The organism is Ornithinibacter aureus (assembly GCF_009858245.1).
Taxonomy (GTDB): Bacteria; Actinomycetota; Actinomycetes; order Actinomycetales; family Dermatophilaceae; genus Fodinibacter; species Fodinibacter aureus.
This window is the reverse complement of sequence record NZ_VMSB01000001.1, coordinates 3,268,837-3,285,980: the sequence shown is the minus strand read 5'-3', so window position 1 is coordinate 3,285,980 and position 17,144 is coordinate 3,268,837. Positions and strand designations below refer to the sequence as shown.

The window sequence follows — 17,144 nt, the reverse complement described above, 5'->3', positions numbered from 1 at the left end:
TCAGAGCTTTTCGAGCGGGGCGTAGCGCAGCACGAAGCGCTTGACCCCGAGGTCACCGCCGAAGTCGACCTCGGCCTGGGTCTTGTCACCCTCTCCGAGGGTGCGCACCACCGTGCCGAGACCGTAGCTGTCATGCGTCACCCGGTCCCCTGCCGACAACGCGATGACCGGCCGGTTGCCCGGCGAGCGCACACCCGGTCGAGCGGCGAGGGTCGCGACGGCGGGACGCTGGTCCCGACGGCCCACGGCAGCCGCCCCGGAGAGCTCGCGCTCCCACTGGAGCAGCTCGGCAGGGATCTCGTCGAGGAAGCGTGACGGCGGGTTGTACTGCGGCGCCCCCCACGCCGAGCGCACTGCTGCCCGCGACAGGTGCAGACGCTCGCGGGCCCGCGTGATCCCGACGTAGGCCAGTCGGCGCTCCTCCTCGAGCTCCTTGGGGTCGGCCAGGCTGCGCAGGTGCGGGAAGGTGCCGTCCTCCATGCCGGTGAGGAAGACGACGGGGAACTCCAGGCCCTTGGCCGTGTGCAGGGTCATCAGGGTGACCACCCCGGCGGCCTCGGCCTCCTCGGTGTCGGGGATCTCGTCGGCGTCGGCGACGAGCGAGACCTGCTCGAGGAAGTCCTCGAGGGCGATCACCTCGCCGGTCTCACGGCGGGCTTCGTCGAACTCCTGCGCGACGGCGACGAGCTCGGCCAGGTTCTCGACGCGCGTCTCGTCCTGCGGGTCGCGGCTCTCGCGCAGCTCGGCGACGTACCCCGAGCGGTCGAGGACGGCTTCGAGGAGGTCGGCCACCCCGGCATCCTCGTCGTCACGCACCTGCCCGAGGCTCTCCAGGAGAGCGGTGAACCCCTTGATGGCGGTCACCGACCGGGTGGCGATGCCGGGGGCGTCCTCGGGGCGGCCGAGCGCCGCCACGAACGGGATCCGCTCACGCTCGGCGAGGGCGCCGACACACGCCTCGGCGCGGTCCCCGATGCCTCGCTTGGGCACGTTGAGGATGCGGCGCAGGTTCACCGTGTCGGTCGGGTTGGACAGCACCCGCAGGTAGGCCAAGGCGTCCTTGACCTCGCGGCGCTCGTAGAACCGGGTGCCACCGACCACCTTGTAGGGCAGGCCGACGCGCACGAAGACCTCTTCCAGCGCCCGCGACTGCGCGTTGGTGCGGTAGAACACCGCGACGTCACGGGGCCGGATGCCGTGCTCGTCACCGAGGCGGTCGATGGTGCGCGCGACGAACGAGGCCTCGTCGTGCTCGTTGTCGCCGACGTAGCCGACGATGCGGGCCCCGTCACCGCTCTCGCTCCACAGGTTCTTCTTGCGCCGCTTCTCGTTGCGGGCGATGACCGCGTTGGCGGCCTGCAGGATGGTCTGGGTGGAACGGTAGTTCTGCTCGAGGAGGATCGTGCGAGCGTCGGGGTAGTCGACCTCGAACTCCTCGATGTTGCGGATCGTCGCCCCGCGGAAGGCGTAGATCGACTGGTCGGCATCACCGACGACGACGAGCTCGCTGGGTTCGACGCCGTGTTCTGCCCTGGTCTGGTCGGACCCGACGAGCTCACGGATCAGCTGGTACTGCGCGTGGTTGGTGTCCTGGTACTCGTCGACCATGACGTGGCGGAAGCGCCGGCGGTAGTGCTCGCCCACGTCGGGGAAGGCCTGGAACATGTGGACCGTGGTCATGATGAGGTCGTCGAAGTCCATGGCGTTGGCCTGACGCAGGCGGCGCTGGTACATCGAGTAGGCCTCGGCCAGCACCTGCTCCTGGTGCGGGCTGGCTTCGCCCGTACGGCTGGCGAACGTCTCCTCGTCGATGAGCTCGTTCTTGAGGTTGGACACCTGGTGGCTGAACGAGCGCGGGTTGTAGCGCTTGGGGTCCAGGTCCAGGTCGCGCAGGACCATCGACATCAGGCGCTGCGAGTCGGCGGCGTCGTAGATGGAGAAGGTCGAGCGCATGCCGACCTTGTCGGCCTCGCGCCGCAGGATGCGCACGCAGGCGCTGTGGAAGGTCATCACCCACATCGCCTTGGCCCGCGGGCCGACGAGGGCGGAGACCCGCTCGCGCATCTCGGCGGCGGCCTTGTTGGTGAACGTGATCGCGAGGATCTGGCCCGGCTGCACCCCGCGGGCGGCCATGAGGTGGGCGATGCGCTGGGTGAGCACCCGGGTCTTGCCCGACCCGGCACCGGCGACGATCAGCAGCGGCCCACCGTCGTGGAGCACGGCTTCGCGCTGCTGAGGGTTCAGGCCGACGAGCAGCTCCTCGGGGTCGGTGCGCACCGGCCCACGCTCGCCGGCGCCGGCGGCGGGGCCGCCGTCAGGCCCGCGCCCGGCAGCCGCGGCCTGGGCCCACGTCGGAACCCCGGAGGCGTCGACCTTGGCAGGGTCGAGCTCACCGAAGTCGAGGCCATCGAAAAGAGTGCTCATGTCGTGGCCAACCCTACGTCCCCCCGCTGACGGCATACGGTGTCGGTCATGGCCTCGCGCAAGGGTGAGTTCGGGGAGCCCGTCATCCTCGACGTCGAGGGCTTCGACGTGCGGGTCTCCAGTCCGAACCGGGTCTACTTCGCGGCCCGGGGCGAGACCAAGCTCGACCTGGTGAACTACTACCTGTCCGTCGGCGAGGGCATCGTGCGGGCCCTGCGCGAGCGGCCCTGCATGCTGCACCGCTTCCCGGACGGGGTGAGCGGGCCGAAGGTGCACCAGAAGCGACTCCCCCGTGGCGCCCCGCCGTGGGTCGAGACGGTGCGGTTGCACTTCCCGCGCTACGGCCTGCACGCCGACGAGCTGTGCGTGACCCGCCTGGCCGACGTGGCATGGGCCGTGCAGATGAGCACCGTGGAGTTCCACCCGTGGAACAGCCGACGCGCCGACACCGAGAAGCCGGACGAGTGGCGCATCGACCTCGACCCGATGCCGGACGCCCCGTTCTCCCGCGTGCGCCGCGCGGCGCAGGTCACCCGCGAGGTGCTCGACGAGCTCGGCGCCGTCGGGTGGCCGAAGACGAGCGGCGGCAGCGGCCTGCACGTCTACGTCCGGATTGCTCCCGACCACGGGTTCGGCGACGTGCGCCGAGCCGCCCTGGCCTTCGCCCGCGAGGTCGAACGCCGCCTGCCCGACGACGTGACGACCACGTGGTGGCGCAAGGACCGCGACCCCGGAGCCGTCTTCATCGACTACAACCAGAACGCCCGCGACCACACCATCGCGGCCGCCTACTCGGTTCGTGGCAACGACACCGGCACGGTCTCGACACCGATCCGCTGGGACGAGATCGACGACGTCGAGCCACGAGAGCTCACCATCGCCACCGTCCCGGCCAGGTTCGCAACCCTCGGCGACCTGCACGCCGGTATCGATGGCGCCGTGTTCGACCTCGCCCCGCTGCTGGAGTGGGCCGAGCGCGACGAGGCGCAGGGGGCGCCGCCGGCCCCCGAGCCCGAGGACGACACGGGCCGGACCTGATGGACCTCGTCATCGCGCCCGGGCCGGGCGTTCCGAAGGGGTTGACGATTCCCGCAGGTGAGCTCGTCGAGCGGTTCTCCCGCTCGCAGGGGCCCGGCGGCCAGGGGGTGAACACCGCTGACAGCCGCGTCGAGATCGAGCTCGACGTCGTGACCTGCTCGGCCTTCACCGACACGCAACGCGAACGGGTGCTGCGCGTCCTGGACTCGCGACTGGTCGGGGGTCGCCTGCTCGTCGTCGCCGCCTCCGAGCACCGCCAGCAGCGCCGCAACCGGGTGGCCGCCCGCGAGCGGATGGCTGACCTGCTGCGCACCGCGATGGCCCCTCCGCCGGCTCCGCGTCGAGCCACCCGCCCCACCCGTGGCTCGACGGAACGTCGCCTCGCCGCCAAACGGCACCGGGGCGAGACGAAGGCGAAACGCGCGCGACCGGCATCCGAGCCCTGAGCCGCGCCGCAGACGGCGATCGGCCCGCCTGCCGGAGCAGACGGGCCGATCGAGTGGTGCTTCGTGGCCCGGAGGCCGTGGCTCACTTGGTCAGCGGGCCGAGCACCGGGTCGTTGGCGTAGGCCTCGGCGGCGTTGGCCTTGGTGACGATGACCGGCTCGAGCAGGTTGGCCGGGACGACCTTGACGCCGTTGTCGTAGGACGTGGTGTCGGTGATCGTCGGCTCCTCACCCTTCTGGAGTGCGACGACCATGGCGATCGTCTCCTCGACGAGCTTGCGGGTGTCCTTGTTGATCGTGGAGAACTGCTCGCCCGCCATGATCGACTTGACCGACTCGACCTCGGAGTCCTGACCGGTGACGACCGGGATCGGCTTGCCGGCGGCCTTGACCGAGGTGATGATCGCGCGGGCCAGGGTGTCGTTGGGCGACAGGACGCCGTCCAGCGCGGTGGACCCGGTGTAGGAACCGGCGAGGAGGGTGTCCATGCGCTTCTGCGCGTTCTCGGCCTTCCAGCCCTGGGTGACGGCCTGCTCGAAGCTCTGCTGACCGGAGACGACCTTCAGGGTGCCGTCGTCGATCTTCGGCTTGAGCACCTCCATGGCGCCGTCGAAGAACACCTTGGCGTTGTTGTCGTCGGGCGACCCGGCGAACAGCTCGATGTTGTACGGGCCGGCCGGCTTCTTCATGGCGAGGCCGTCGAGCAGGGCCTGACCCTGCAGCTGGCCGACCTTGAAGTTGTCGTAGGCGATGTAGTAGTCGACGTCGGCCGTGTTCGTCAGGAGACGGTCGTAGGCGATGACGGTGGCGCCGGAGTCCTTGGCCGCCTTGAGCTGGGTGCCGAGCTGCGCGCCGTCGATGGCACCGACGACGATGACCTTCGCACCCTTGGTGATCATGGCCTGGATCTGGTTCTGCTGCTCGGAGACGCCGCCGTTGGCGAACTGCACGTCGCCCTTGAAGCCGGCGGACGTGAGGCCCTCGTTGAACAGGTTCTCGGCGAGAACCCAGTTCTCCGAGGTCTTCTGCGGAAGGGCGATGCCGATCGCGGAGTCAGCGGGGAAACCGCCGGCTGCCGCGGTCGAGCCGGAACCCGATGCCTCGGGGGTGGCCTCCTCGGAGCGGCCGCAGCCGGTGAGAGCCAGACCCAGCGCCGCGGTGACGGCGACGGCCTTGGTGAGTGATCGCATGGTTCTTCTTTCTGTGGGGTGCGTTCGCGTGAACGCGGGTGGTGTTTGTGTCAGGTACTGCGGAGGTCGGATGCCGGGTCGCGGCGACCGAGGTGGTGGATCAGCCTTCGGTCTTGACGACCGTCGAGGTGTCGGTCACGGCAGCGGACGCGGGGTTGCCGGCATCCACGGCTGCGGGGGCGGCGGGGGCGGCTGCGGTCTTGTTCCGCATGAGCAGCCCGGTGATCGAGGGCTTGCCCTGCGACTTGTTGTAGACGTCGAACGCGACGGCGATGAGCAGCACCAGACCCTTGATGACCTGGGTGCGGTCGGCGCCGATGCCGAGCAGCTGGAGGCCGTTGTTGAGCACGGCCATGACGAGGCCACCGACGATGGACCCCACGACGGTGCCGACACCACCGGTGACTGCTGCGCCACCGATGAACACGGCGGCGATCGCGTCGAGCTCCCAGCCGACACCGTCGAACGGACCGGAGGCGTTGGAGCGGGCGACGAACATCATGCCGGCCAGCGAGGCGAGCACCGCCATGTTGGCCATGACGAAGAAGTTGACCTTCTTCGACTTCACACCGGAGAGCTCGGCCGCGTGCCGGTTGCCACCGACGGCGTAGATGTGCCGGCCGAGGATCATCTTGTTGGCCAGGAAGCCGTAGCCGATGACGAGCGCGACGAGGATCAGCCCGGAGACCGGGAAGCCCTTGCGCCCGGAGGCGATGATCATCATGACGCCCATGATCACCGCGGAGATGAGTGCCAGCCGCGTCCACATGACCCACGACTCCTCGACGTCGGCGCCGATCTTGGTGAGCTTGGCGCGACTGCGCAGGGCCCCGGCGATGATCGCGGCGCACCCGGCGATGCCGAGCAGCAGCGTGAGGTTGTTGTAGCCCGTGTTCGGGCCCCACTCGGGCAGCGAGCCGGCACCGATGACCTGGAAGCCCTCGGGAACGGGGACGGTGTTGGACTTGCCGATCCACTGGTTGAGGCCGCGGAAGATGAGCATGCCGGCCAGCGTCACGATGAACGCGGGGATGCCGACGTAGGCGACCCATAGGCCCTGCCAAGCGCCACACAGGGCACCGACGCCGATGCCGAGGAGGACCGCCATGGGCCAGGGCAGTCCCCAGTCGGTGATCGCCAGGGCGACGACGATGCCGACGAACGCGGCGATCGACCCGACCGACAGGTCGATGTGGCCGGCGATGATGACGAGCACCATGCCGATGGCCAGGACGAGCACGTAGGCGTTGCCCTGGATGATGTTGTTGACGTTGTCCGGGGTGAGCGTGAGGCCGCCGGTGCGCCACTGGAAGAAGGCGATGAGGGCGATCAGGGCAAAGATCATGCCCAGCTGGCGGGAGTCTCCGCCAACGATCTTCTTGATGACATTCATGTCTCGCGGGGTCCTGTCTGTCGTCAGGAGGCCACGGACGCGGTCGTCCGGGCCTTCGTCATCAGCTTCATGAGGGATTCCTGGTTGGCTTCCGCCTTGTCGAGCACACCGGTGATCTGGCCCTCGAAGAGGGTGTAGATCCGGTCCGAGAGGCCGAGCAGCTCAGGCAGCTCGGAGGACACGACGATGACGCCCTTGCCCTCGCTGGCCAGCCGCTGGATGATCCCGTAGATCTCGTACTTCGCCCCGACGTCGATGCCGCGGGTCGGCTCGTCGAGGATGAGCAGGTCCGGCTCGGTGAACAGCCACTTGGCGAGCACGACCTTCTGCTGGTTGCCACCGGACAGCTTCGAGACACCCTCGTCGACGTTGGGAGCCTTGGTGCGCAGGTTGACGCGGTACTCCTCGGCGTAGCGGTACTCCTCGCTGGAGTTGACCACCAGTCCCTGGGTGATCCGCTTGAGGTTGGCCGAGACCGTCGTCGTCTTGATGTCGTCGAGGAGGTTGACGCCGAGGGTCTTGCGGTCCTCGGTGACGTAGGCGATGCCCTCGTGGATGGCGTCGGCGACGTGGTGCAGGACGAGGTCCTTGCCGTCCTTGGTGATCGTCCCGCCGAGCACGGTGCCGTACGAGCGACCGAAGATGCTGCGCATCAGCTCGGTGCGGCCGGCGCCCATGAGGCCGGCGAACCCGACGATCTCACCGCGGCGGACGACGAAGGAGCTGTCCTTGCAGACGAGGCGGTCGGCCCGGGTCGGGTGCTGGACGCGCCAGTTCTTGACCTCGAAGAACACCTCGCCGATCTGCGGGGTGTGCTCGGGGAAGCGCGACTCGAGGTCACGGCCGACCATGCCTCGGATGATCCGGTTCTCGTCGACACCACCCTCGTCGACGCGAAGGGTCTCGATCGTCCTGCCGTCGCGGATGATCGTGATGGCGTCGGAGATCTGCTCGATCTCGTTGAGCTTGTGGCTGATCATGATGCAGGTGATGCCGCGCTGACGCAGCCCGTCCATGATCTGCAGCAGGTGCTGCGAGTCGCCCTCGTTCAGGGCGGCCGTGGGCTCGTCGAGGATGAGGAGCTTGACCTCCTTGGACAGCGCCTTGGCGATCTCGACGAGCTGCTGCTTGCCGACGCCGATGTCCTTGGTCTTGGTGAGCGGGTCCTCGGACAGCCCCACCCGCTCCATGAGCTCGGCAGCCATCTGCCGGGTCTTGAACCAGTCGATGACCCCGCCCTTGGAGGCGCGCTCGTTGCCCAGGAAGATGTTCTCGGCGATCGACAGCTCGGGGATGAGCGCGAGTTCCTGGTGGATGATGACGATCCCGTCGCGCTCGCTGTCGCGGACGTTGGAGTACTCGGCGAGCTTGCCGTTGAAGTGGATCTCGCCCGTGTAGGACCCCGTGGGGTGCACCCCGGACAGGACCTTCATGAGGGTGGACTTCCCGGCGCCGTTCTCACCGCAGATGGCGTGGATCTCACCACGCCTCACCGCCATGTCGACATTGGACAGGGCCTTGACCCCGGGGAACTCCTTGGTGATGTCCCGCATCTCGAGGATGTAGTCGGGCCGACCTGCGCCCGATCCCTCTGGTGATGTCATGTGTGCTCCTTTGCACAGCTTGAGTGGGGGTGATCCAGCACGACGCCAGCGTCGGTTGCCGAGTGTGCCAGAGCGGTGTGACGGCCTGTAGAGGCTGGAGCGAAGTGTCTACGCACGTTCTCAAATCGTCACCTTGAACCGGAGTCGTGGCGCTGTGGCGCCGGCCCCGGGTCCTACGACTTATGAAGTTTTATCGGACAATATCGTTGGGAATAACTCTTGTCAATGGCCTATTTCTGATCCTAGAGTCCTGTCATGGAGTCCGAGCAGCCCGCGTCGAGCCGTCGGCACCGCACCAAGGAGCAGGTGACGGCGCTGATCCGTCAGGGACCGCCCCCCACCAGGGCCGACCTCGGTCAGGTGACCGGCCTGTCGCGCAGCGCCGTGGCGGCCGTGGTCCAGGAGCTTCTCGACGAAGGCGTCATCGAGGAGGACCTCATTCCCCCGGGTGGGCGCGGCTCCGGTCGCGGACGCCCGTCGGCCATGCTCGTGCCGAGCACGCCCCGAGGCCACGTCGTCGCCATGGACTTCGGCCACAACCACGTGGCCGTGGCCGTCGCGGACGCCGAGGGACACGTCATTGCCGAGCGGTGGACCCACCTGGACGTCGACGGCCAGGCCCAGGCCTCGCTCGACGCCGCGGTCGAGATCGTCGGCGCCCTGCTCGACGACGCGGGCATCGCCGCGTCGGACATCCGGTGCGCTGCGGCCGGCATCCCCGCACCGATCGACTCGCACACCCACGAGATCCGCTCCATGTCGATCATGTCGGACTGGGTGGGCGTGAACCCGCAGGTCGAGCTGTCGCGCTTACTCGGGTGGCGCGTCGTCGTCGCCAACGACGCCGACATGGGAGCGCAGGGTGAGCTGCGCTACGGGGCGGCTCGCGGCATCCGCGACCTCGTCTACGTCAAGCTGGGCGACGGCGTCGGTGCGAGCCTGATCCTCCAGGGCCTGCCCTACCCGGGTGTCGACGGACTCGCCGGGGAGGTCGGGCACACCCAGGTCTCCGACCAGGGCGACTGGTGCCGGTGCGGCAACCGCGGCTGCCTCGAGACGGTCGCGTCATCGACCTTCGTCCACAGCCTCATGGCGGATGCCGGCCTGACGCCGCACGATGACGCCTTCCCCCTGCGCGATGCTGCCGAGCACCCAGCCGTCGCGCGCTTCGTCGAGGAGTCCGGGCGCACGGTCGGTCGCGTCCTGGCGGACCTGTGCAACTGGCTCAACCCGCGCGGCATCATCATCGGCGGGGAGCTGAGCACCGTGGGCAGCCCGCTGGCCGAGGGGGTGCGCGAGTCGATCAGGCGCTACACGCAGCCCGCGATCGCGCAGTCCGTCGAGGTGCGCATCGCCGAGCTCGGGCGCCGCTCCGAGCTGCTTGGCTGCGTGGCGGTGGCCTGCCGCGAGCTCAGCTACCGGCCCTGGGGTCGACCGCAGGTCTTGACGGGCTGACCCGCACCGCCTCCTCGACGAGGCGGACGACCTCCTCGGCGCACCCCCACGACAGGGTGACCCCGGCGCCGCCGTGACCGTGGTTGGTCACCACCGTCCGCCCTCCGACGTCGGATGCCGTGAGCGACACCTCGGGCGCGACCGGGCGCAACCCCACGCGGGGTCCGATCACCCGGGCCGCCGCGAGCGCGGGGACGGCGTCACGAACCCGCTGCACGATCGCCGCGTGCACCTGCGGGTCGGGTTCGGTGTCCCATGAACCGCTGACATCCGTTCCGCCGCACACGACCCACCCCGGGTGCGGCAGCACGTAGAGCAGGCCGTCCGGGTGGTCGTCGTCGATGAGCCAGCGGGTCAGCCCGGGGTTCTCCAGCAGCGCGACCTGGCCACGCGACGGCATCCCGGCGTCGTCGTCCACCAGGGCGCCCGACCGCAGCCCGGCCGCGACGACGACCACGTCGCCCTCGAGGTCGTCGAGGGAGCTCACGTGGGCCTGCTCGAACTCCACTGCGGCGTCGACGCACTGCGCCTCGAGCCACGGCAGGAACACGGGCATCGTCACGAGCGGAACGGTCGCGACCACTCCCCCGGTGGCACCCGGTGGCAGCTCGGCGGCCGACGCCTCGCGCCACGACGGGACGCTCGTGGTCCACCAGCGATCGGCCGACCCCCGCTCCACGAGCAGCCCCTCGCGCATCATCACCCCGGATGCCGGGTCGCTCGCCAGGTCGGCGAACCGGGTCAAAGCCACGGCGCCCCACGCGACCACGCGGTCCCGCGGCTCGACGTGGTACGGGAACCAGAGCCCTCCGGCCACCGCTGACACCGTCTCGGCGACCGGCTGGTCCCGCACGCAGCGCACCTCGTGCCCGGCGCGTGCGAGCTCGAGGGCACAGGTCAGCCCCACGACACCTCCACCGACGACCGTCACCTCTGCCATGAGGTGATCCTCGCGCATCGGTTCCCTCTCGGGGCCCTCGGTGTCAGGGTGAAGCCATGGACGAGCAGGCCCCCCACCCGGTGACCGGGCAGCTCTTCGACAGCCCGGTGCCACCGGGCACGGGGTGGCCGGGCGATCCGGCGACGGCCTCGACCCCTGTTGCCCGCACCGCTGCCGCGGTGAGGCGACTCGCCGCGGGGGCGGACGGCATCCCCGATCTCCAGGCGCGGGTCTCGGTGTGCCGAGCCTGCCCCCGACTCGTGAACTGGCGTGAGGACGTCGCCCGTACCGGCCGGAGGGCGTCGTTCGCCGACCAGCCGTACTGGGGGCGGCCCGGCCCGTCGTTCGGCGACCCGGACGCCGACGTGCTGCTCGTCGGGCTCGCACCGGCGGCCAACGGCACCAACCGCACCGGACGGATGTTCACCGGCGACCCCTCCGGTGACGTGCTGTGGGCCGCGTTGCACCGCACGGGGTTCGCCGCGCTGCCGACCTCGGTGAGCGCCGGGGACGGGCAGGCACTCACGGGCATCCGGATCGTCGCGGCGGTGCGGTGCGCCCCACCGTCCAACAAGCCGACCCCCACCGAGCGGGCCACGTGCTCGGCCTGGCTCGAACGCGACCTCGAGCTCACCGAGGCCTCGGGCCTGTGGGCGATCTTGTGCCTCGGGGCGATCGGCTGGGACGCCACCCTCGGCGCGGCCCGGGCGCTCGGGTGGGGGGTGCCGCGTCCGAAGCCGCGGTTCGGGCACGCGGCGGAGGCCACCCTGCGGACGCCGCAGGGGCGGGCGGTCCGGCTCGTCGGGTGCTACCACGTGAGCCCGCACAACACGTACACCGGGCGGCTGACGCCGAAGATGCTGGATGCCGTGCTGCTCTCGTTGCGCTCCTGACGGGCCTCTGCCCCTTCGACGGTAGGTGCGGTGCCCAGAAAGTTCTAGGCTGGCGACCATGAGTCAGTCGACCACCCGCGCCCTCGTCGTCACCCGCCCCGGAGGGCCGGAGGTGCTCGAGGTCCAGGACCGCGAGACTCCGGTACCCGGCCCCGGCGAGGCCCTGATCGCGGTCGCCGCGGCCGGCATCAACTTCATCGACGTCTACCAGCGCGAAGGCATCTACCCGACGCCGACCCCCTTCGTGCTGTGCCGCGAGGGAGCCGGTGTCGTCATCGCCGTCGGCCCTGACGTCGACGGCGTGGCACCCGGGGATCGCGTGGCATGGCCCTTCGCCGACGGCAGCGCAGCCAGCCAGGCGTGCGTCCCGGCTGACGGGCTCGTGACCGTTCCCGACGGAGTCGACCTCGAGACCGCCGCAGCCTCGCTCCTGCAGGGACTCACGGCCCACTTCCTGACCCGCAGCACCTTCCCGGTGGGCCCGGGCACGACCGCACTCGTGCACGCGGCTGCCGGCGGGGTGGGCCAACTGCTCGTCCAGATGATCAAGGCGCTCGGCGGAACCGTCATCGCCACCGCTGGCAGTGACGAGAAGTGCTCCACCGCCGCCGGGCTGGGCGCCGACCACACGATCAACTACCGCACCGTCACCGATCTGGCCGCCGCGGTCCGCGAGGCCACCGGCGGCACCGGGGTCGACGTCGCGTACGACGGAGTCGGCAAGGACACCTTCGACGCCTCGCTCGCCTCGCTGAAGCCGCGGGGTCTGCTCGCGCTCTACGGCGGCGCCTCCGGCCAGGTTCCGCCGTTCGACCTGCAACGACTCAATGCCGCAGGGTCGCTCTTCGTGACGAGGCCCAGCCTGCCCCACCACATCGCCACGCCCGATGAGTTGGCCTGGCGGGCCGGCGAGCTCTTCCAGTCCATCGAGGACGGCAGCCTGCGGGTGAGCATCGGGGGCCGCTACCCGCTGAGTGACGCCAGCACCGCCTACGCAGATCTCGAGGCACGACGCAGCCAGGGCAAGCTGATCTTCATCCCGTGACGCAGAGGTGCGGTGACGCAGGGGCTACCGTGACGCCATGAGTGACGTGACGATCCTGCACAACCGGAACTGCTCGACCTCGCGGTTCGCGACCGAGACCGCGGCCTCGGCCGGCGTGGCCGCCGACGTCGTCGAGTACCTGAAGAAGCCACTCGACGCCGCGGCCCTGGCCGACCTGCTCGACAAGCTCGAGGACCCCGCGACCGATCTCGTGCGCCGCGACGCGTTCTTCACCCAGGTCGGGCTCACCGACGCCGACGTGCAGACTCGCGAGCAGGTCATCGCGGTGCTCGTGCAGCATCCTCGACTGCTTCAGCGGCCCGTGCTCGTCAAGGGCGATCGGGCGATCATCGGCCGACCCAAGGACCGCGTGGCCGACTTCCTCGACTCCTGACCGGGCCGGCGAGCGACAGGCTCACCGCCCGCGCGTCACCACAGGACGGCGATCGCGGTGTTGAGCAGCGCCAAGGCACCCGCCGCGGTGACGAGCTGAGCCCGCTCGTCACCCTTCTTCGCCGTGGCCGCAGCGATCTCGGCGCAGGCCGCGACCGCGATGGCGACGAGGAGCTTGATTCCGACCTTGGCGTGGTTGACGTCGCCGTCGCCCATCTCGGCCAGACCGACGAGGAGCAGGCCGGTGACCAGCTGGGCCCGCGCGCCCCAGACCAGAGCGGGCGTGACCGTCCCACGGGCGACGAACACGGCGCTGCCGACGATCGCGGCCATGCCGAGCAGGTGGACGAGGACGAGCAGGTGTTCGACGATCTCCATGGGAGCAGCCTAGGAGACCACCGGGTCAGAGCAGACGCCGCCCCATGGCCCACGCCGTCAGCTCGTGCCGTGACGACAACTGCAGCTTGCGCAGCACCGACGACACGTGGGTCTCGACCGTCTTGACGGAGATGAACAGCTCCTTGGCGACCTCCTTGTACTGGTAGCCGCGGGCGATGAGGCGCATCACCTCGCGCTCCCGCGCGGAGAGCCGGTCGAGTTCCTCGTCGACCTCGGCGATCTCGCCGGCAGCCGCCCCGAAGGCGTCGAGCACGAACCCGGCCAGCCGCGGCGAGAACACGGCATCCCCGTCCGCGACGCGCCGGATGGCGGTGATGAGGTCGCGCGCCCCGATCGTCTTGGTGACGTACCCCCGCGCCCCGGCGCGGATGACCGCGATGACGTCCTCCGCGGCATCCGAGACCGAGAGCGCGAGGAAACGCACCGGCGCCCCCGCATCGGTCTCGACCCCGTAGGAGCCGCGGATGACGTCGGCACCACCGTTGCCCGAGCCACCGGGCAGGTGCACGTCGAGGAGCACGACGTCGGGACGCTCGGCCCGGATCACCGCGATCGCCGTGTCGACATCGGGCGCCTCCCCGACGAACTCACACGCGGCAGCCCCACCGGCGGCGGCCATCGCCTCGGTGAGCTCGGCACGGACCCCGGCGCGGAACATCCGGTGGTCGTCGACGAGCACCACCCTCACCGCGGGACGGGGCGAGCTGCCGGATGCTGCTGAGGTCGTGGTCATGGCTGTTCTCCTTGAAGGGGTGGCAGCCGCAGCTCCACCTCGGTTCCGTCGTCGCGGCGGCGCACGCGGGCGCTGCCACCGTGTCGTTCCATCCGCCCAAGGATCGACTGCCGCACGCCGAGTCGGTCGGCGGGCACGTCGTCGAAGTCGAAGCCGGCACCTCGGTCACGCACGAAGGCCTCGACCCCGGCAGGCCCGATCTCGACGTAGGCCGTCACCGGGGGGTGTCCGTGCCGCACGGCGTTGAGCAGTGCCTCGCGCATCGCCTGGGCGAGCGCCGCACCGTGCGGCTCGTAGGGGCGGTCGCCGGTGACGACCAGGTCGATCACCTGTCCGTGGAGGTCCTCGACCTCGTGGGCGACCTCGGTGACGGCCGCCGCCAGCGTGGACTGCGAGCCCTGGGGTCCGTCGTACAGCCACGACCGCAGCTCGCGCTCCTGGGCCCGGGCGAGGCGGGTGACGGCAGCGGCATCCCCCGACTGGCGCTGGATGAGGGCCAGGGTCTGGAGCACCGAGTCGTGCAGGTGCGCGGCGATGTCCGCGCGCTCGGTCGCGCGAGCGGAGGCCACCTGCTCGCGCCGGAGGTCGCCCCAGAGGCGTAGCGCCCAGGGGGCCGCGATGATGAGGGCGCCGACGAGCACCGCGATGGCCGCCAGGAGGGCGTCCCACACCGCCGAGATGGACTGACCGCGGGTCACGAGCACGAGGATGCCGGCCACGGTCAGCCCCACGCCGAGCGCGACCCGCATCCACCCGAACCGGTTGGTCCCCGAGCCGGAGTCGAGCCAGCGAGAGCGTTGGGCGTCGTCGAGGTTGGACCACGCGACGATCGCCCCGACCGCGATGGTGAACAGAGGGACGAGCACCGAGCCGATCAGTGAGCCGCCGAGCACCGGCAGGACGAGAACGCCACCGACGAGAACGAGCGCGACGCCGATGACGATGATCGACCCCCACCGCCGCCGATCGGATGGCACAGCCGCCTGATCGGTCGCGGCGTCGGCCAGGTCACCCTCGGGAGTCAGGGCCCACAGGAAGGCGTAGGCAACGACACCGGCCCCGCCGATGAAGGTGAGGATGACGAAGGTCCACCGCACCACCCGGGTCGACAGCCCGAGGTGGCGGGCCACGGCAGCGCACACTCCGGGCGTCCAGCCGCGGCCGCGCGCCCGCACCAGGGGCGGTCGTGGTGGGCCCGTCGGCCACCCCGTGCCCGCCGGCCCCGCGTCAGGGGTCGGCGGCAGCCCGGAGCGCGAGGGCGCTGCAGCGGGTTCGTAGGGTGTCGGCACCCCCCCATCCTGACGTACCCCGGGACGGTTGAGGACCCGGCCGGGGGTCGGTCTGGGGTGCGGTCAGGGGGTGCTCAGGGTCGACCCTCATGGCGGGAGGCCTGCGAGAAGGACGAGGCTGAAGACATGACGCAGAACCTGCCACCCACCGGCCCGCCTCCGAGCACACCCCCACCCGGTGCGCCGCCCGCCGGGACCTCCTTCCTGGACGACTCCTTCGGTCGGCTGCGCGCCAGCGGTCTCGTGCGTGACTCCGAGGCACGGTGGTTCGGCGGCGTGTGCTCGGGCCTAGCCCACCGACTGGGTGTCGACCCCATCCTCATCCGGGCCGCCGCGATCATCCTGACCTTCGTCGGGGGCGTCGGGCTCACGGCCTACGTGCTGCTGTGGCTGCTCATGCCCGACCGCCACGGGGTGATCCTCGCCGAGCGCGGCATCCGTCACGGCGACGTCGGGGCCATCGCCCTGCTCGTCCTCGCAGGGCTCCTCGTCTTCGGCGGCATTGCCTCCGTCGGCTCGGGCGACGGGTGGATCGCGCCGCTGTGGCTCATCCCGGTCGCCCTCGTCGCGTGGTTCGTCCTCAACCGGCGGGGCACGCTCGACGGACCGGCCCAGGGAGCCATCGGATCCGGGCCCTCCCCTGCCGCGCCCTACGGCCCGCCACCTCCCCCGCCCGCTTCCGTTCCCTACGGCGCGACCCTTCCCGTGTCCGCGCCCTACGGCGCGACCCCACCCATGTCCACCCCCACAGGAGAGACCATGTCCGCACCTCCCACCTCACCGCCCTACGGCGGGTACCGCGCTCCGGCCACCGGGCAGTACGCAGCCCCGTACGGAGGTCGGCCCACTCCCCCCGTGCCGCCGCGCCCCGTGGCTCCGCCCCCTCCGCCGAAGCCCCGCCGCCGCCGGCCCAGTGCCTTCATCGGGTTGGTCTCCCTCGGGATCGCCATCATCGGCATCGGCCTGGGCGCTGCCCTCGACGGCCCGACGGGCTTCCCCGGCAGTGCGCCCACCCTCGCGTACCTCATCGCCCTCACGGGGGTCAGCCTCGTGGTCCTGGTCCTGGGGCTGCGGGGCCGCGCGTCCGGCTTCAGCGGTTTCCTCGTGTTCGCCCTGTCCTTCCTGCTTGCGGTCTCCCTCATCGACGCACGGGTGCCCACCAGCGACGGTGTCGGTGAGCGCACGTGGAGCCCGGTGCCGGCCGCCGGGACGACGACCTTCGAGCTCGGAGCCGGGGATGCCGTCCTCGACCTCGACGGGCTCGTCACCACCACCCCCCGCACGACCCCCCAGACCATCGAGGTCGACATGGGCGCCGGCGAGCTGACCATCCTCGTGCCGGAGGGCCTCGACGCCCGGATCGACGCGAACGTCGGGTTCGGCAGCATCCGGCACACCGGCAGCACCGTCACCGACGTCGACGAGAACTCGGGCGCCGACCGCAGCACCTCCATGACGATCGGCGACACCCCCGTCGAGGTCATCATCGACGCCGAGCTCGGTCTCGGCCAGATCACCATCCAGGAGCAGTGATGAGCACGCCCAGCACGCCCGACGTCCCTCGCGAGGACACCCTCAGCAGCGCGGTCTTCGACGACGCCCCCTCCCCCACGACGGCGACGGCCCCGGCGTCCTCGGCCGCCACCGCCACCCCCACGGCCACCAGCCCGGTGCCACAGGCCCCGGCGCTGCCCGAGCCCACTTACCTGAGCGGTCCCGCACCGTTCGCGGTCGTGCTCGGCCTGCTCGGGCTGCTGTTCGCCGCAGCGACGCTGTTCGCCCAGCTCACCGACGTTGCCGTCCCGTGGACTGACCTCGGCCCGTGGACGGTCGTCGCGGCGGGCCTGCTCGTCGTCGTGGTCGGCGCGATCGGTCTGCGCGGCAGCCGAACCCGCGACTGACC

16 protein-coding genes are annotated in these 17,144 nt (G+C 70.6%); 8 read left to right on the top strand and 8 right to left on the bottom strand.

The features are described 5' to 3' along the window. Complete coding sequence (gene pcrA / locus C8E84_RS15715; protein WP_159903609.1) at positions 1–2,424, bottom strand: DNA helicase PcrA; 2,424 nt, start codon at positions 2,422–2,424, stop codon at positions 1–3. Between the two features lie 48 nt (positions 2,425–2,472). Here pcrA and ligD point away from each other — a divergent pair, with 48 nt between their 5' ends. Both ligD and arfB read left to right on the top strand, forming a co-directional pair. After that, positions 2,473–3,462, top strand: coding sequence for a non-homologous end-joining DNA ligase (gene ligD, locus C8E84_RS15710; RefSeq protein ID WP_159903607.1), 990 nt, complete (start codon positions 2,473–2,475; stop codon positions 3,460–3,462). After that, on the top strand, positions 3,459–3,908 hold the full coding sequence (arfB, locus tag C8E84_RS15705) for an alternative ribosome rescue aminoacyl-tRNA hydrolase ArfB (RefSeq protein WP_159905030.1): 450 nt from the start codon (positions 3,459–3,461) through the stop codon (positions 3,906–3,908). The genes ligD and arfB overlap by 4 nt, the downstream gene beginning before the upstream one ends. 82 nt (positions 3,909–3,990) lie before the next feature. On the opposite strand, the gene C8E84_RS15700 is transcribed toward arfB, so the two are convergent. The 3 genes from C8E84_RS15700 to mmsA all read right to left on the bottom strand — a co-directional run bounded on the left by C8E84_RS15700 (position 3,991) and on the right by mmsA (position 8,094). Continuing rightward, on the bottom strand, positions 3,991–5,097 hold the full coding sequence (locus tag C8E84_RS15700; protein ID WP_159903605.1) for a substrate-binding domain-containing protein: 1,107 nt from the start codon (positions 5,095–5,097) through the stop codon (positions 3,991–3,993). A gap of 100 nt (positions 5,098–5,197) precedes the next feature. Continuing rightward, on the bottom strand, positions 5,198–6,490 hold the full coding sequence (gene mmsB, locus C8E84_RS15695; RefSeq protein WP_159903603.1) for a multiple monosaccharide ABC transporter permease: 1,293 nt from the start codon (positions 6,488–6,490) through the stop codon (positions 5,198–5,200). Between the two features lie 23 nt (positions 6,491–6,513). Next, entirely contained in the window at positions 6,514–8,094 is a 1,581-nt protein-coding gene (mmsA, locus tag C8E84_RS15690; RefSeq protein ID WP_159903601.1) for a multiple monosaccharide ABC transporter ATP-binding protein, read from the bottom strand. A 255-nt stretch (positions 8,095–8,349) separates the two neighbouring features. On the opposite strand from mmsA, the gene C8E84_RS15685 reads away from it, so the two are divergent. Then, positions 8,350–9,549, top strand: a complete 1,200-nt coding sequence (locus tag C8E84_RS15685; RefSeq protein ID WP_159903599.1) for an ROK family transcriptional regulator — start codon at positions 8,350–8,352, stop codon at positions 9,547–9,549. Here C8E84_RS15685 and C8E84_RS15680 read toward each other — a convergent pair. Continuing rightward, positions 9,506–10,489, bottom strand: coding sequence for an FAD-dependent oxidoreductase (locus tag C8E84_RS15680; RefSeq protein WP_170296292.1), 984 nt, complete (start codon positions 10,487–10,489; stop codon positions 9,506–9,508). The two genes, C8E84_RS15685 and C8E84_RS15680, sit on opposite strands and share 44 nt — an antisense overlap. Positions 10,490–10,545: 56 nt before the next feature. On the opposite strand from C8E84_RS15680, the gene C8E84_RS15675 reads away from it, so the two are divergent. From C8E84_RS15675 to C8E84_RS15665, 3 genes are read left to right on the top strand one after another with little or no spacing between them, the layout of a single operon-like run. Further along, the gene (locus tag C8E84_RS15675; RefSeq protein ID WP_159903597.1) at positions 10,546–11,382 is read left to right on the top strand and encodes a uracil-DNA glycosylase; all 837 of its coding nucleotides are present in this window, start codon (positions 10,546–10,548) and stop codon (positions 11,380–11,382) included. A gap of 58 nt (positions 11,383–11,440) precedes the next feature. After that, a complete protein-coding gene (locus C8E84_RS15670) occupies positions 11,441–12,427 on the top strand; it encodes a quinone oxidoreductase family protein (protein WP_159903595.1) in 987 nt (328 codons plus the stop codon). 37 nt (positions 12,428–12,464) lie between these two features. After that, entirely contained in the window at positions 12,465–12,821 is a 357-nt protein-coding gene (locus C8E84_RS15665) for an ArsC/Spx/MgsR family protein (RefSeq protein WP_159903593.1), read from the top strand. A gap of 35 nt (positions 12,822–12,856) precedes the next feature. Here the strand turns inward: C8E84_RS15665 and C8E84_RS15660 are convergent, their stop codons facing one another. Genes C8E84_RS15660 through C8E84_RS15650 form a run of 3 tightly spaced genes read right to left on the bottom strand, consistent with a single transcriptional unit; the run spans position 12,857 to position 15,241 of the window. Further along, complete coding sequence (locus C8E84_RS15660) at positions 12,857–13,198, bottom strand: hypothetical protein (protein ID WP_159903591.1); 342 nt, start codon at positions 13,196–13,198, stop codon at positions 12,857–12,859. A gap of 25 nt (positions 13,199–13,223) precedes the next feature. Next, on the bottom strand, positions 13,224–13,952 hold the full coding sequence (locus C8E84_RS15655) for a LuxR C-terminal-related transcriptional regulator (protein WP_159903589.1): 729 nt from the start codon (positions 13,950–13,952) through the stop codon (positions 13,224–13,226). Continuing rightward, complete coding sequence (locus C8E84_RS15650; protein ID WP_246196980.1) at positions 13,949–15,241, bottom strand: ATP-binding protein; 1,293 nt, start codon at positions 15,239–15,241, stop codon at positions 13,949–13,951. The genes C8E84_RS15655 and C8E84_RS15650 overlap by 4 nt, the downstream gene beginning before the upstream one ends. 126 nt (positions 15,242–15,367) lie before the next feature. Between C8E84_RS15650 and C8E84_RS15645 the strand changes: the two genes are divergently transcribed. Beyond that, positions 15,368–16,774, top strand: a complete 1,407-nt coding sequence (locus C8E84_RS15645) for a PspC domain-containing protein (protein ID WP_159903587.1) — start codon at positions 15,368–15,370, stop codon at positions 16,772–16,774. After that, positions 16,774–17,142: a hypothetical protein gene (locus C8E84_RS15640; protein ID WP_159903585.1), complete on the top strand. Its 369-nt coding sequence runs from the start codon at positions 16,774–16,776 to the stop codon at positions 17,140–17,142. Before C8E84_RS15645 ends, C8E84_RS15640 begins: the two co-directional genes overlap by 1 nt. Positions 17,143–17,144: the final 2 nt, after the last annotated feature.

Excerpts from the sequence above, each read along its gene's own strand:
- C8E84_RS15665 (WP_159903593.1), top strand. The coding sequence starts at position 12,465 with ATGAGTGACGTGACGATCCTGCACAACCGGAACTGCTCGACCTCGCGG.
- mmsB (WP_159903603.1), bottom strand. The coding sequence starts at position 6,490 with ATGAATGTCATCAAGAAGATCGTTGGCGGAGACTCCCGCCAGCTGGGC.
- C8E84_RS15660 (WP_159903591.1), bottom strand. The coding sequence starts at position 13,198 with ATGGAGATCGTCGAACACCTGCTCGTCCTCGTCCACCTGCTCGGCATG.
- C8E84_RS15680 (WP_170296292.1), bottom strand. The coding sequence starts at position 10,489 with ATGGCAGAGGTGACGGTCGTCGGTGGAGGTGTCGTGGGGCTGACCTGT.
- pcrA (WP_159903609.1), bottom strand. The coding sequence starts at position 2,424 with ATGAGCACTCTTTTCGATGGCCTCGACTTCGGTGAGCTCGACCCTGCC.
- C8E84_RS15685 (WP_159903599.1), top strand. The coding sequence starts at position 8,350 with ATGGAGTCCGAGCAGCCCGCGTCGAGCCGTCGGCACCGCACCAAGGAG.
- ligD (WP_159903607.1), top strand. The coding sequence starts at position 2,473 with ATGGCCTCGCGCAAGGGTGAGTTCGGGGAGCCCGTCATCCTCGACGTC.
- C8E84_RS15675 (WP_159903597.1), top strand. The coding sequence starts at position 10,546 with ATGGACGAGCAGGCCCCCCACCCGGTGACCGGGCAGCTCTTCGACAGC.
- C8E84_RS15700 (WP_159903605.1), bottom strand. The coding sequence starts at position 5,097 with ATGCGATCACTCACCAAGGCCGTCGCCGTCACCGCGGCGCTGGGTCTG.
- C8E84_RS15645 (WP_159903587.1), top strand. The coding sequence starts at position 15,368 with ATGACGCAGAACCTGCCACCCACCGGCCCGCCTCCGAGCACACCCCCA.
- mmsA (WP_159903601.1), bottom strand. The coding sequence starts at position 8,094 with ATGACATCACCAGAGGGATCGGGCGCAGGTCGGCCCGACTACATCCTC.
- C8E84_RS15640 (WP_159903585.1), top strand. The coding sequence starts at position 16,774 with ATGAGCACGCCCAGCACGCCCGACGTCCCTCGCGAGGACACCCTCAGC.
- C8E84_RS15670 (WP_159903595.1), top strand. The coding sequence starts at position 11,441 with ATGAGTCAGTCGACCACCCGCGCCCTCGTCGTCACCCGCCCCGGAGGG.
- C8E84_RS15655 (WP_159903589.1), bottom strand. The coding sequence starts at position 13,952 with ATGACCACGACCTCAGCAGCATCCGGCAGCTCGCCCCGTCCCGCGGTG.